The 13,618-nt window shown below is 60.2% G+C and carries 11 protein-coding genes; 9 read left to right on the top strand and 2 right to left on the bottom strand.

The genetic code is table 11. From position 1 onward, the window contains the following. Positions 1 to 44: 44 nt before the first annotated feature. Positions 45 to 1,373 (bottom strand): sigma-54 dependent transcriptional regulator, encoded by a 1,329-nt coding sequence (locus tag LJF27_RS29185; RefSeq protein WP_003102344.1) that lies wholly within the window; start codon positions 1,371 to 1,373, stop codon positions 45 to 47. Positions 1,374 to 1,508: 135 nt separating this feature from the next. After that, positions 1,509 to 2,996, bottom strand: coding sequence for a RimK family protein (locus LJF27_RS29180; protein ID WP_023116602.1), 1,488 nt, complete (start codon positions 2,994 to 2,996; stop codon positions 1,509 to 1,511). Between the two features lie 190 nt (positions 2,997 to 3,186). Between LJF27_RS29180 and LJF27_RS29175 the strand changes: the two genes are divergently transcribed. From LJF27_RS29175 to LJF27_RS29140, 9 genes are all read left to right on the top strand, one after another. Then, positions 3,187 to 4,284 carry a GNAT family N-acetyltransferase/peptidase C39 family protein gene (locus tag LJF27_RS29175; protein WP_003121988.1) on the top strand — a complete coding sequence of 366 codons (1,098 nt, stop codon included), beginning with the start codon at positions 3,187 to 3,189 and terminating at the stop codon, positions 4,282 to 4,284. Positions 4,285 to 4,441: 157 nt separating this feature from the next. Beyond that, entirely contained in the window at positions 4,442 to 4,576 is a 135-nt protein-coding gene (locus LJF27_RS30425; protein WP_003088290.1) for a hypothetical protein, read from the top strand. Positions 4,577 to 4,886: 310 nt separating this feature from the next. Continuing rightward, positions 4,887 to 6,782 carry a di-heme-cytochrome C peroxidase gene (locus LJF27_RS29170; protein WP_012614249.1) on the top strand — a complete coding sequence of 632 codons (1,896 nt, stop codon included), beginning with the start codon at positions 4,887 to 4,889 and terminating at the stop codon, positions 6,780 to 6,782. Positions 6,783 to 6,960: 178 nt separating this feature from the next. Then, positions 6,961 to 8,100 carry a catalase family protein gene (locus LJF27_RS29165; protein ID WP_003144436.1) on the top strand — a complete coding sequence of 380 codons (1,140 nt, stop codon included), beginning with the start codon at positions 6,961 to 6,963 and terminating at the stop codon, positions 8,098 to 8,100. A 454-nt stretch (positions 8,101 to 8,554) separates the two neighbouring features. Next, positions 8,555 to 9,607 (top strand): nucleoid-associated protein, encoded by a 1,053-nt coding sequence (locus tag LJF27_RS29160; protein WP_025921246.1) that lies wholly within the window; start codon positions 8,555 to 8,557, stop codon positions 9,605 to 9,607. Beyond that, positions 9,591 to 11,054 carry a hypothetical protein gene (locus LJF27_RS29155; protein ID WP_123794464.1) on the top strand — a complete coding sequence of 488 codons (1,464 nt, stop codon included), beginning with the start codon at positions 9,591 to 9,593 and terminating at the stop codon, positions 11,052 to 11,054. Before LJF27_RS29160 ends, LJF27_RS29155 begins: the two co-directional genes overlap by 17 nt. A gap of 254 nt (positions 11,055 to 11,308) precedes the next feature. After that, on the top strand, positions 11,309 to 11,713 hold the full coding sequence (locus LJF27_RS29150) for a hypothetical protein (protein WP_124138684.1): 405 nt from the start codon (positions 11,309 to 11,311) through the stop codon (positions 11,711 to 11,713). Positions 11,714 to 11,841: 128 nt separating this feature from the next. Further along, the gene (locus tag LJF27_RS29145) at positions 11,842 to 12,156 is read left to right on the top strand and encodes a hypothetical protein (RefSeq protein WP_123794466.1); all 315 of its coding nucleotides are present in this window, start codon (positions 11,842 to 11,844) and stop codon (positions 12,154 to 12,156) included. A 279-nt stretch (positions 12,157 to 12,435) separates the two neighbouring features. Continuing rightward, complete coding sequence (locus LJF27_RS29140) at positions 12,436 to 13,377, top strand: RES domain-containing protein (protein WP_023103239.1); 942 nt, start codon at positions 12,436 to 12,438, stop codon at positions 13,375 to 13,377. The last annotated feature ends 241 nt before the right edge of the window (positions 13,378 to 13,618 follow it).

Below are 13,618 nucleotides of genomic sequence, written 5' to 3'. Positions count from 1 at the left end.
AACGCAGGATATTTTGCCTGGCCGGCAGATCTCCCGCCGCCCACTCAGCGCAACCGGTGCTTGTGCAACAGGCGGTAGAAGGTCGGCCGCGACACCCCGAGCATCCGCGCGGCCACGCTGAGGTTGTCGCCGTAACGGGCCAGCGCATCACACATCGCCTGGCGCTCGGCGCAGAGCTTGTAGACCTCCAGGCTGGACAACGGCGGGCCGTCGCCGCGCGCGCATTCCAGGCCGAGGTCCTGGGCCTCGATCTGCTTTCCCTCTGCCAGGACCAACCCGCGACGTACCCGGTTGGCCAGTTCGCGGACATTGCCCGGCCAGGCGTGCATCGCCATCGCCGCCAGCGCGTCCTCGCTGAAGCGGCGCGGGCGGCGGCCGGTCTCCAGGCTGTAGAGCCGGGAGAAATGCTGGGCCAGCAGCGGCAGGTCCTCGCTCCGTTCGCGCAACGGCGCGGTGCCGACCTGCAGGACGTTGAGCCGGTAGTAGAGGTCCTCGCGGAACGTCCCGGCATCGATCGCCGCCTCCAAGTCGACATGGGTCGCCGCCAGCACCCGCACGTCCACCTCGACCGGCCGGCTACCGCCGACCCGCTCGATCTGCTGTTCCTGGAGAAAGCGCAACAGGTTGGCCTGCAACTCCAGCGGCAGGTCGCCGATCTCGTCGAGGAACAGGGTGCCGCCGTCGGCCGCCTCGATCCGCCCGACCTTGCGCTGGTGCGCGCCGGTGAAGGCGCCCTTCTCGTGGCCGAACAGCTCGGACTGGATCAGGTGCTCGGGAATCGCCCCGCAGTTGATCGCGACGAACGGCCTGTCCGCGCGCCGCGACTGCCGGTGCAGGGTACGCGCGACCAGTTCCTTGCCGGTGCCGCTCTCGCCCCGGATCAGTACCGGCGAGTCGGTCGGCGCCAGCTTCGCCAGCAGCCGGCGCAGGTCGCGTACGGCCAGGCTCTCGCCGAGCAGTTCGTGCTCGCCCTCGGCATCGCCGGGCACCGTGCCGCGCCCGCGCAGGCGGGCCATGCCAAAGGCGCGGCCGAGGGTCACCTGCACCCGCGCCATGTCGAACGGCAAGGTATGGAAGTCGAAGAACCATTCGCAGACGAAATCGCCGACGCCATTCACCGGCAGGGTGTCCGGGCTGAGCACGGCGATCCACTCGGTGCCGCTGCGGCTGATCAGGTCCTTCACCGTCTCCGGCCGCTCCAGGTGGAACGGCCGCAGGCGCAGCAGGCCGACGTCGCAGGCGCGTTCGCGCGCCGTTTCCAGCGCGCAGCTGTCCACTGCCCAACCCGCCTCGCGAAGTCCCGGCAACAGGCGCCGGCAATCGTCGCACGGGTCCACCACCAGCAGACGGCGGAGGTTCGATGCATCTGGCATGTGTGCTCCTTTGCGGCGCCAATTCTTTGAACCGTCATAAAAACGGCATGTTGGCGCTCTGAAAGGAAAATCTAGCAATTTTTTGACGCGCGAAAGTGAATCTTTGTTTATATCGCCAATGCCGAAATCGTCTTATCAGTCGTAGCCGCGACGCTTGACTTCCAGGCGCCGGACGAACTCCTCCAGGACCAGCTTGTAGAGGTCGTCGCCGAGGTAGACATCTTCCACCCCGCAGTCGATGTTCGGGTTGTCGTTCACCTCGATCACCACCACCTTGTCGCCGGCCTGCTTCAGGTCTACCCCGTAGAGGCCGTCGCCGATCAGGTTGGCGGTCTTCACCGCCAGCTCCAACACCTTGCGCGGCGCCTCGTGCACGGGCATGGTGCGGAAATCGCCGCTGACCTCCTCGGCGTCCGGGCTGTGGTCGTAGATCTGCCAGTGGCCCTTGGACATGAAGTACTGGCAGGCGAAGATCGGCTTGCGGTTGAGCACGCCGATACGCCAGTCGTACTCGGTATAGAAGAACTCCTGGGCAAGGATCAGCACCGAGCGCTCGAACAGCTCGGCGCTGGCCGCCAGCAACTGCTCCTGGTCCTCCACCTTGATCACCCCGCGCGAGAAGCTGCCGTCGGGAATCTTCAGCACCAGCGGGAAGCCCAGGCGCTCGCCGACCTTCTCCAGTTCCTGCGGGTTCTCCTTGTAGAGAATCTCGGTGGCCGGCATGCCCAGCTTGTGGCTGCGCAGCAGGTCGGCCAGGTACACCTTGTTGGTGCAGCGCAGGATCGACACCGGGTCGTCCATCACCACCAACCCTTCGCTCTCGGCCTTCTTGGCGAAACGGTAGGTGTGATCGGCGACATTGGTGGTCTCGCGGATGAACAGCGCGTCGTACTCGGCGATCCGCGAATAGTCCTTGCGCTCGATCAGGTCGACGTCGATGCCGAGGCTGCGGCCGACCCGCACGAAGTTCTTCAGCGCCTTGGCGTCGGAGGGCGGGAACGCCTCGCCGGGGTCGTGGAGGATCGCCAGGTCGTAGCGGAACGGCTTGCGCGAACGCGGCTTGCGCCAGATCTGCCGGCTGAAGCTGTCCAGGGCGTTGGCGAAGAGGTCTTCCTGGTCCTCGCGCAGCTTGTGGATGGCGCCGGGCTTGATGCCCTCGATGTGCCAGGTGCGGTTGCGCTTGAACTCCACCAGCAGCAACGGGCAGGGAAACGCCTCGAACAGTTGTCGCGCAAGGTCCTGCAGCGGCTCGATGTCGGTACGGCCGAAATACAGGGTCAGGGTGAAACCATCGGTGCTGCCGTAGGGGTGCGCGGCCAGGGCCTTGTCCAGGGTGCGATCCAGATCTTCCAGGACCAGGCTGTACAGCGACTTCCTGGCCAGCTCGCTGATCGTCCGCACCGAGGGGATCACCTTGTGCCCGCGCGCCTCGGCGAGCAGCGAGCAGTAGTAGCCATGGCGCAGGTACTTGTAGTGCCGGCACAGGTTGATCACCTGGACCCGCTTGCCAGTGTCGTCGTCGATGGGCAGTTCCAGGTATTCCTGGGCGGTGACCACATCCTCGCTGGGGTAATAGGACGTCCAGTCTTCCTTGCGTTCCACGATGATGAACAGCTTGCTCACGACACCTCCCGGGGGGACAGCGAAACCACGGCGCATTCGGAACCGGCTTGCCGGCGCACGCATCCCGGCCAATACTCGGCGGGAATCCCTTGCGAAACCGCTCTATGGCGCCTGCCAGCAAACCGAAGCGTACAGCACCCATTACAGCACGCCCGCGCGGAAGTTCCCGCCCGCGGCCGTGGAGACCGCTATGAACCTGACCCTCCGCCCGGCCGGTGTGGACGACCTGTCCGCCCTGGTCGAGCTGGAAAACCGCTGCTTCGACTACGATCGCCTGTCCCGCCGCAACTTCCAGTGGATGCTCACCCGCGCCCACGCCAGCCTGACGGTAGCCGAGGGCGACGGCGGCGTGCTCGGCTACGCCCTGGTGCTGTTCCACGAAGGCACCTCGCTGGCCCGCCTCTACTCCATCGCCATCGACCCGCGCGCCCGCGGCATCGGCCTCGGCCAGAAGCTGCTGGAAGCCGCCGAGCAGGCCGCGCGGGACAACGACCGCGCCTACATGCGCCTGGAAGTGCGCCCGGACAACCGTGGCGCCATCGCCCTCTACGAGCGCAACGGCTACCGTCCCTTCGCCACCGTGCGCGACTACTACGAGGACCACAGCGAAGCGCTGCGCTTCGAGAAACGCATCCGCAACCCCGGCCACGACCAGCGCCGCCACGTGCCCTTCTACCGGCAGACCACCGATTTCACCTGCGGCCCGGCCTGCCTGCTGATGGCCATGGGCGCGCTGCAACCGGAACGCCAGTTGACCCGCCGCGAGGAACTGCGCCTGTGGCGCGAGGCGACCACCATCTACATGACCGCCGGGCACGGCGGCTGTAGCCCCCAGGGCCTGGCGCTGGCCGCCTGGCGGCGCGGCTTCCGGGTCAAGCTGGTGCTGTCCGCCAGCGGCCCGCTGTTCCTCGACGGCGTACGCAACGAAGACAAGAAGGCGGTGATGCGCCTGGTCCACGAGGACTTCTGCGAGGAACTGGACGCCTCGGGCGTCGAGCAGAAGCGCTCGGCCAGGCTCGACATCCCGCGCCAGCTGGCCAGGGGCGGCCAGCCGCTGGTGCTGATCAGCAGCTACCGCCTGACCCGCTCCAAGGCCCCGCACTGGGTGCTGGTCACCCACTACGACGAGGACTTCGTCTACCTCCACGATCCCGACGTCGACCACAGCCAGCACCGCCAGCCGCTGGACTGCCAGCACATCCCGGTAAGCCACGCCGAGTTCGACAAGATGAGCCGCTTCGGCCGCAGCAAGCTGCGCGCGGCGGTGATCCTGTTCAACCCGGAATGATCCGCATCGCCCCGCCCTGCGGCGGGGAGATGTTCTCGCCTATCAATCAATTCCATCGATAGTGGCTAGTGAGACTATCCATTTTTCATTCGCCAACGCCGATGTTTACATAGTCGCCAGATCCCCGAATAACCAGAACGGAACTGGAGACGACACCATGAGCTACTCCGCCAAATCCTTCTCGGCCCTGATCAATGCCATGCGCGCCGACGGCATCACCCGCCTGGAACAACTGGCCCGCCAGCCCTTCCGCAACGCCCAGGGCTTCTGGAGCGCGGAGGCGAAGAAATGAAAGCCCTGCTCGACCGCCGTACCGATCCCACCTGGATGCTCTACGCCGCAATCATCGCCTGGCTGGCCTTCTCCGGTCTCTGACCGGCAGGCCACCGGCGCCTCGCCCTGCCGTTCCACGACGCTCCGGCGTCCGCCTTTCTCCGGTGAAATACCGAGCTTTCGTCGCCAACATCGCCAGGCGAGGCCTGCGCAAACGTTTCACCCGTTCGCTGTCAAGAAAACCTTGTCAAAAAAGCTGATAGCAGCTTGCCAATATGCCAACGCCTTGGCATAACGGTGCCAAAAAAAGGCCTACAAGGACGTTCCTGATGCGCACCGTGAAAAAGGCTCTGCTGGTTGTCGGCGTGATCGTGCTGGCGGTCGTCGGGGTGGTGGTCTACTACGTCGCCCATCCCAACCTGCCCCACTACCAGGCGCCGAGCGAGGTACGCTACCTGCCGCAATGGCAGGACGAGGCCCGCCAGCGCTTCTACTACACGCCCCAGGGCACCCTGGTGAAGGGCCTGCACTACGACTGGTTCACCGCCCTCGAACTGCCCTTCTCCGAAGAACCCTTCGCCGCCCCCGAATACCTCGCCCGCTTCGGCTTCCTCGTCGATCCGCAGCAGAAGGCCAGCGACCTCAACCCCGGCAACCTGCCGGTGGGCTTCAGCCAGCACCGCGACGAGAAGACCGGCACCCGCTACCTGGACATCACCTGCGCTGCCTGCCACACCGGCGAACTGCGCTACCAGGGCAAGTCGCTGCGCATCGACGGCGGCGCCGCCATGCACTCCATCGCCGCCACCGTGCCGACCCTGCGCGGCGGCGCCTTCGGCCAGGCGCTCGGCGCGAGCATGGCCGCCACCTACTACAACCCGTTCAAGTTCAACCGCTTCGCCAGGAAAGTCCTCGGCGAACGCTACGAACAGGACAAGTCGCAACTGCGCGCCGACTTCAAGGCCGTACTCGACACCCTCCTGCGCACCGCCTGGAACGACACCCGCCGCCACCTCTACCCCACCGAGGAAGGCCCCGGCCGCACCGACGCCTTCGGGCGCATCGCCAACAGCGTCTTCGGCGATGCCATCGACCCGGGCAACTACCGCGTCGCCAACGCCCCGGTGAGCTATCCGCAGGTCTGGGACATCTGGAAATTCGACTGGGTGCAATGGAACGGCTCGGCCATGCAGCCGATGGCGCGCAATATCGGCGAGGCCCTCGGCGTCGGCGCGCGCCTGCAGATCTTCGACGAGCACGGCCAGCCGCTGCAGGGCGAGCAGCGCTACGCCTCCAGCGTACGCCTGCACGACCTGCACGCCCTGGAAGAAACCCTGCAACAACTGAAACCACCGACCTGGCCGGAAGACCTCTTCGGCCGCATCGACCTGCAACGCGCCTCCCAGGGCCGCGCCCTGTTCGAAGCCAACTGCGCCTTCTGCCATGCGCCCAAGGTGCAACCGGCGGAATACGCCGCCCCCGGACGCAATCCCGAGTGGCGCATGCACATGGTGCCGACCGAGGTGATCGGCACCGATCCGACCACCGCCGACAACATCGCCGACCACCGCTACGACCTGCGCAAGCTCGGCTGGAGCGTCGACGAACTGGCGCGGATGAACGTCCAGCTGATCGGCGCCGATCCGCAGCAACTCGACCTCTCGCAACTGTCCTCGGCCAAGGGCCTGGCCTACATCACCGCCTTCGTCGAGCAGCGCGCCTACCGGGACGCCGGCATCCCGCCGGAACAGCAGAAGACCATGAACGGCTTCGACCTACCGATCGGCGTACAGGAACTGCGCGCCTACAAGGCCCGCCCGCTGGACGGCGTCTGGGCGACCCCGCCGTTCCTGCACAACGGCTCGGTGCCCAACCTGTTCCAACTGCTCTCCCCGGCCGCCGAACGCTCGCCGCAGTTCTACGTCGGCACCTTCGAATTCGATCCGAAATTCGTCGGATTCCGCACCGAGAAATTCCCCGGTGGCTTCCTCCTCGACACCCGTCTCACCGGCAACCGCAACAGCGGCCACGAATTCCGCGACGGCTGCCGGCAGAACGGCGTGATCGGCCGCGCCCTCAGCCCGGAAGAACGCTGGGCGCTGGTGGAATACCTGAAGGTGCTCGGCAACCCCGAATTCGAGCGCCGCCTGGTCCCGGCCCAGACCCCACCCTGGACGCCCGGCCCGAAATGCCCGGCGCCGGAGCAACGGACCGCGCAACGCTGAACCTGGGAAATGGAGAAGCGCGAGGCATGGCGCCGCTGCCCCTCTCCACCCCGAGCAGCCCCTCTCCCTTCAGGGGGGACGCCTAGCCAGAGGACGGGGAGAAGCAATCGTGGCGCACTCCCCGCCCAAGAAGAATAAAAGCCCACAGCCAACGCACACCACCAAGGACACCCACTCCATGCGCGCACTCCTCACCCACGCCTGGCTGTTCCTCGGCAAATGGCTCGGCCGCCTGCTCCTCCTGCTGCTGGCCGTCGGCCTCGGCGGCTGGGCCATCGGCAGCCTCTACTACGCCTGGAAATTCTCCGGCCCGGTGTCCGCGGAAGAGCAGATCGCCCCGGACGAAGCCCGCATCACCCAAGCGATCATCCAGGACGCCATCCGCGTGGTCGAACAGCACCGCGACAACACCCGCGTCCTGCGCGATGCCCACGCCAAGGCCCACGGCTGCGTGAAGGCCGAGTTCAAGGTACGCGCCGACCTCGACCCGACCCTGCGTCGCGGCGTGTTCGCCGAACCGGGCAAGAGCTGGAACGCCTGGGTGCGCTTCTCCAACGGCAACGCCTACCCGCAGTTCGACAGCAAGAACGACGCGCGCGGCATGGCCATCAAGCTGCTCGACGTGCCCGGCGAAAAACTCCTGCCCGGCCGCGGCCATGACGGCGAGCAGGACTTCGTCATGTTCAACCAGCCGGTGTTCTTCATCCGCGACATCGCCGAATACCGGCAGAACTTCGCCGCCCAGGCCGACGGCAAGAAAGCCCTGGCCTTCTTCCCCAACTGGAACCCCGCCAGCTGGGAACTGCGCCACCTGCTGATCGCCCTGCGCACCCTCGCCCCCGCCCCGGACAGCCCGCTGCACGCCGGCTACAACGGCATCTCGCCGTACAAGCTGGGCGAACACAACATCAAGTTCCGCGTCGTCCCCGCCCCGGAGAAGTGCCCGGCCTACCAGCTACCGAAGCAGAACCAGGACCTGCCCAACTTCCTCCGCGCCGCCCTGTACCAGCAACTCTCCATCGACCGCACCCCCGCCTGCTACGCCTTCCAGGTGCAGCGCCAGGACCCGGCCAAGTACATGCCCATCGAAGACACCAGCGTCGAATGGAAGGAGTCGGACGCGCCCTTCGCTACCATAGCCGACATCATTGTGCCAGCTCAGGATTTCGATAGCCGGGAACAGAACCTGTTCTGTGACAACCTTTCGTTCAACCCCTGGCACGCGCTGCCGGAGCATCGGCCGATCGGCGGGATCAATCGGTTGCGGAAGGCGGTTTACGAGGCGGTCAGTGGGTATAGGTTGGGGAGGAATGGGTGAGGGGTTGGGAAGGTGGAAGGTAGCTGCGTATGGCGTCTCTCTTGGTATTGATTTCGCCAATTTGGGCTGTCAGAAAACGGCCAGAAGCAGACACTCCTAATCTTGAGCAGGCCAGCATTGGCAGGCTACCCTCCCTAAAATACGAGCGGAACGCATTGGCTGTGCCAGTACTAGCGATCCACTGCGTGGAAAAGTGGAGGAGATATCCCTTCTTGCCTCCTGAGAGCGTCCCAGCTATGACTGGAGTGTCGATCGTTTGGCGGCGTGATGGCCCCTTGCTGCATTCTCTGCTGGCGCCTTATTTTCCACTTTGTGAAATACACAGTGAGATCTTGCCATTGTGTCGGCAATGGGTCTTAGTCCAAGCAATGTCAATGAACCATGGTGGCGGCGTACTGCTTGCTATCGAATGTCGTGCTGGCGAACAGCATAGCCAGAGATCTTTGGAGATCTAATGAGCTTTTTTACGGATGAAGAACAGGCCTCGCTGACCATTAAACGAATGATCCTTCACGTGGTTGGCAACAAGGATTTCCTGGCCATGCCCGAGCGAGCGCTGGAGGAGGAGAGCTTCTTCAAAGAGAAAATCCTCGATACGGCTGCCGCGCCAGTATTCATGTTTAAGAATCATTCAAGCACTAAGCAGCAGCTGGAAACCATAGCTAACGGCGAGGCAACGTTTGAGCGAGGAGCCCAGGCTCTAGCATTGAACTTCAACAACAAACATGTTGGGGGGAGTGCTGATGGGGTATTGTGCATGTTCGAACTCGCTGTCGACGATCCCGATGTCACCATCTTCAGCTTGATCAAGTATGACTATAAGCTAGCGCTTGAGCAGGATGATGCTCAGCCAGCGAATGCATTGCGACGTATCCTGACTGCCCTCGTCGACGACAAGAAGGCTATTCAGAAGACAGCCTTGATTCGCATAGTGAATGGTATTGCCAGCCAGGACGTATCCGCCACTGACAGGACAAAGCAGGGCCCGGATATTGCCGATTACTTCGCTGACTTTCTTGCTGTCACGCGAAGCATTTCGGACACCGAGCTCAGCGAAATAACTAGGAAGCTGCTGAGGAGTACCCTGCAAGCCTGTAAGAAAGACCTGCCGAGCGAGGACGTACCTAAGGCTATCAAAGTGGCCCAGGGTGTTTTAGGCAGACGAATGAAGATCGATGAAGATGCAATCGTCGAAGCTGTGCTCGTTGCTGCTAACTCTCCTGTGGATGAGAAGGTAGCAACCCGTTTGGAGAGGGAAACACGCAGGCGGGTTAAGAGCAGCAAGCTTCATGAACTCAGCTTCAAACCCGACCGAAAGATTCTTCGACAACCCTACATGCGCAAAATCATGACGGTTGAAGGTGTGACAATTCTCTTCCCTGACAAGGAGGACAATCCCAATGTGACGGTGATTGACCTTGAGGGTGATAAGAAGACGATCATTGTCGAGACCAACAAGGTCACGGAGAATAGCGTTGTCGCACCTAAACTTGGCAACCCTGCTTAACGCGCTAGCACGCAACCGGCAGACTCTGGTCTCTGAGGGGGAGTTGACGCTCTCTGCTTCGAGCCTATCAGCGAACGTTGCGATTGAACTGGCAGAAGCTACAGTGGCTGCTGGTTGGCCGCTCAGCATTTTTGACCAGCAGGGAAATGAGTACGAGCTCAACGAAGTCGAAGATGACTTCGCCCCATTTCGATTGGAGCTTCAAAAGTCTGTGTCGTCAGCTAATGGTGATCTGTTCCTAGTCACTGAGGCTGGCTTCAAGAAATATCTCGAGAAAGGGCACGCCTCAACGACATGGCGCCTGCTAGGCCTGAGCCATCCGTTCTGCTGTCGATCGAGAGCGTTCTTGAGATGGGAGGATGAACTGAGTTTTGAGGTTGGACTTCCGTCAAAGCCTCCCAGACTGCTGGTAAAGGAGTCTTCTTCAGTCCGAACCGTTCCTGAAGATGTACTGCCTTGGCTTCTGCTAGACGGTCAGATGCTTGATGCCGCCAATCCTTTCCATGCGTTATGGATGGTGCACGCTTTCGATGCGCTTAGTCGTTGTATTGCGAACGAGATCGATCCATCGGGCTCGACCTTGCTTTTCAAGGGGCCACCAAAGCTGAAGCTTGCGTTTGATCCTAGTCTCAAAATAGATGCTTCACCTATAACACTGGAGCGCCTCTTGATTCTCCAAGAGGCTGCCGGATGGGTGTATGACAATCCTAGAGAGGCAGAAACCAAGCACATCCTACTCTCAGCTGAAATTGCTCGCTCAGGGCGTGCTGATGGGGAGGTGGTTTCATACTTTGGCGAGCATCTGGAGGCCGCCCTAGAATCTGCGAAGATTGCCTATCAGATGGCAATTTCCGATATCGCAAAGGACACCCTGAAGTCCTTGGGAGACCTTCGTAAGGCCGTAACTGACGAGACCTCGAAAGCTACCGACGCAACGCGGCAGGCGGTCACTGCTATTGCGACTGCCCTTACTGTGGGTTTGGGTATTGTAGCTGCACGCTTAAGCGTGCAGATCAACCCGTATCTCATTACTGCCGCTGTGCTCGTGGCGTTCACCTATACGCTGATCAGTGTGTTCTCTGGATGGAAATTCATTCGTATTCAACATGCACTACGGGAGGAATGGCAGCCAAAGCTTTACAGATTTCTGGCAGCTGCAGAGTTCGACAAGATGGTCAGGCGGCCCATTGCTCGTGCAGAGCGCGTCTTCAATGGGGTTGCAGTTGTGGGTCTGGCGGTGTTGCTCTCAATGGTAATTGCAGTGAGCCATTTCGCCTTCACCCGAGTGGATCCGCCGCTTAGCGGAAAGGACGATGGTGCCACGCCGTTGCAGAGTCCTTCTTCCTCTCCAGCATCGTCCGCCCCAAAGCAACAAGAATCTGAGGGCAATCGCTCTCGAGAAGAGCAACCAGACGGTTGGCCATCTCTGATTACAGCTTCCCTATGATTATGTGATCGTGCAGCGCAGGATACGGAATGAATCGTCCCTAGTTTCATAGATATCTTCCAGCTTCAAGGATGGTCTGCTTAGCCTCTGTGAGACCGGCCGCTTTTGGCCGAAAGCGGGGGCTACGGCTGCAACATCTGGCGGAGGAGTGGGCGTTCAGATAGGAGCTTTGAATGGATCGCCGTCGCCATTGCGCATTTGAATGCGAGGGCTAACCTCAGCTAAAAGCTTGGTGGCTGAATATGGGGGTTGAAATGGACCTATTCCTCGCGGGGCTGAAGGAGATCGCCGCCGCTTCGTCGCAGCTCACCACATGGGCGCTGGCCATGCTCGGTGGCTCGGTAGCTGTCGTTATTGGATCGTCACATTACAGCCCTGTCGGCCGGGGATGGCGTAGCTTCTACTTTCTCCTAACCCTAACCTGGATCTTCTTGCTGGTATCCGTGCAGGCGGGCAATGAACTCTCGCGTAGTTACCTGGCTGCGCTGTTTACCAAGGGCGCGGTCCAAGATAAGGCGTTCAATCAGATTAACGCCGACTTCCAGGCTCAACTGGATTACCTATTCTACGGGGTCATCGCGTTTGCACTTTGGCTCACAGCTTATCTTTTTTGGTGGGTGCTGTTTCGCGACGTTGACCGCGGTGAGGGTGATGCATGAAATCGAGTTGGGTTGTCGGAATGCTTTTCTGGATGGTTGCGATGAGCGCTTTTGCGGACGTCACATGCAAGTGTGAGTCCTTCCCATTTTTGCCTTCGCCTCCCTGTCCAAAGGTATGCAGGACCCTTTTGTTCGAGAAAGCAGACATTGGTACGCTGACGACAAACTTGGAATTATCTAACGACGAAGTCCAAGCAGTTGAGCGATATCGCCTACGCTTTGGGTTCACCGATACACCGGTTGATTGGGATGTGGAGCTTACACCTGAAGAAATTGCCGATGTCACGAAGGTAAAGCAGAAGGTTGTCAACCTCGATAGACAGCAGATCAAGCCTTTGATCAAGACAATCAAACCAGCCGATCGGATAGTCCCCTACTCTGAGTGGATAGAGCATAGACAAGAACTTAAGGTCCCGATTGAGATTAAGGATGGCGTGAAATAGCCCTGTATTCTTGACTGGCCGCCTCTGGCCGGATTGCAGCCAGTGACGACAGACAGCTATTGGCTGTGGATTCAACCGGTCGTTATAGGCTGGGGTCGACTCAAACCGGCCAGGCGCCAATGCCCTCAATCGAGATGTATTTTGCCTAGCCGAAGGCTATTTAAAGTGCTAAGTTCGTCATGCTACAACCTTGTGCCTAGAAGGAAAGAGGCCAGTTTTTGGCCTAACAAGATTTTTGGGGGACTACAATGCAGGCTGTAAGAAAAGTAGAGGCTTTAAATGTCGACTTTGGATATATATAGCAAGCGCGCACCGAATGAAGGCTTAGCTCGCATCGACTTATTGCTGCGTAATATCAGCAGCAAAGGGCTCAAGAAAAGAGTCAAAGAGTTTAACGATGACTATAGAAATTTAGCCATCAAAGACATCTATGAGAGAATTAAAGATGTCGTCATGATCTCGATAGGGCCTATGCGAGCGGGTGCATTCTCCGCGCAAGAAAAAGAATATTTTCCCGGTGGAATTTTTTACCGTGCGCGAATTTGGAGTTCGGAATTCAAAGACCTTTCGGAATCAGAGTTCTGGGCGCCCCCCGACGATCGCGTAAAATACCACGGTCGTGTCAATCGGCCATCTCAAGGGTTACTATATACCTCTGAGGGTCAAATACCTACAACATTTGCCGAGGTTCGAGTCAAGCCCGAATCCAATGTGCTTCTGATGGCTTATCAATCTAAAGAAGCGCTCACTGTGGCAACGGTGGGCAATAAATTTTATACCGGCCTGGCGTCAGATACTAAGAAAAAACTCTCCATCATTCGGAAGTTTATCAACCAAAACTTATTAGCTGCTGGCGAAGGCGCCTACCTTTTCAGCAGCGAATTTACCAACTCAATGTTAAATTTCAGTCCTGATGGTTGGGCATACCCATCTACGGTTTACCAAGGCGGTGAGAATGTGTGTTTCCGCCCCGAATCTCAACACAAGCTTGAGTTACTCGAGATTTTTGCATTCAAGGCTAAAGAGAGTGGGCTAAGGGTGCCTGTAGGGTATTTCCTACGGCAGGAAGATGGATCCTATAAATATCACGCAGAGGCCGAAGCGGCAGCTGCACGTTTCACTAAATTTATGATAAGGCACCGGAGAGTTTGCGCATCGAATGACCGTTCTACCTTGGAGCAGAGGACTACTATAAACACGCCGGTCAGGTTAATCCCCTAGCCAGTGCTTCGCGCGCCCCTACGAACAAGTTCCGCCTGCGGACAGCAGATCATTCAACTACCCCGCAGTCGTTACCTGTAGGCCAGAGCGGGCCGGGTTGTCGTCTCTGGCGCGATTTAGTCCAGGTTGCTGGTTTTCGCAGGCACATAGACCGGGGATGTCTACCGGGTCAGAGAGAATCTGGCCGTCACCAGCTGCAGTCGGCCGATTCTAACTCTTGACGCAATGGGCTCAAGAGGCT

The organism is Pseudomonas sp. 203-8 (assembly GCF_020708595.1).
Lineage (GTDB): Bacteria > Pseudomonadota > Gammaproteobacteria > Pseudomonadales > Pseudomonadaceae > Pseudomonas > Pseudomonas aeruginosa.
This window is presented reverse-complemented; position numbering and strand designations above follow the sequence as displayed.

Coding starts and splice junctions, on each gene's coding strand:
- LJF27_RS30425 (WP_003088290.1), top strand. CDS start 4,442: ATGAGCTACTCCGCCAAATCCTTCTCGGCCCTGATCAATGCCATGCGC.
- LJF27_RS29160 (WP_025921246.1), top strand. CDS start 8,555: ATGAGCTTTTTTACGGATGAAGAACAGGCCTCGCTGACCATTAAACGA.
- LJF27_RS29150 (WP_124138684.1), top strand. CDS start 11,309: ATGGACCTATTCCTCGCGGGGCTGAAGGAGATCGCCGCCGCTTCGTCG.
- LJF27_RS29185 (WP_003102344.1), bottom strand. CDS start 1,373: ATGCCAGATGCATCGAACCTCCGCCGTCTGCTGGTGGTGGACCCGTGC.
- LJF27_RS29175 (WP_003121988.1), top strand. CDS start 3,187: ATGAACCTGACCCTCCGCCCGGCCGGTGTGGACGACCTGTCCGCCCTG.
- LJF27_RS29165 (WP_003144436.1), top strand. CDS start 6,961: ATGCGCGCACTCCTCACCCACGCCTGGCTGTTCCTCGGCAAATGGCTC.
- LJF27_RS29170 (WP_012614249.1), top strand. CDS start 4,887: ATGCGCACCGTGAAAAAGGCTCTGCTGGTTGTCGGCGTGATCGTGCTG.
- LJF27_RS29140 (WP_023103239.1), top strand. CDS start 12,436: ATGTCGACTTTGGATATATATAGCAAGCGCGCACCGAATGAAGGCTTA.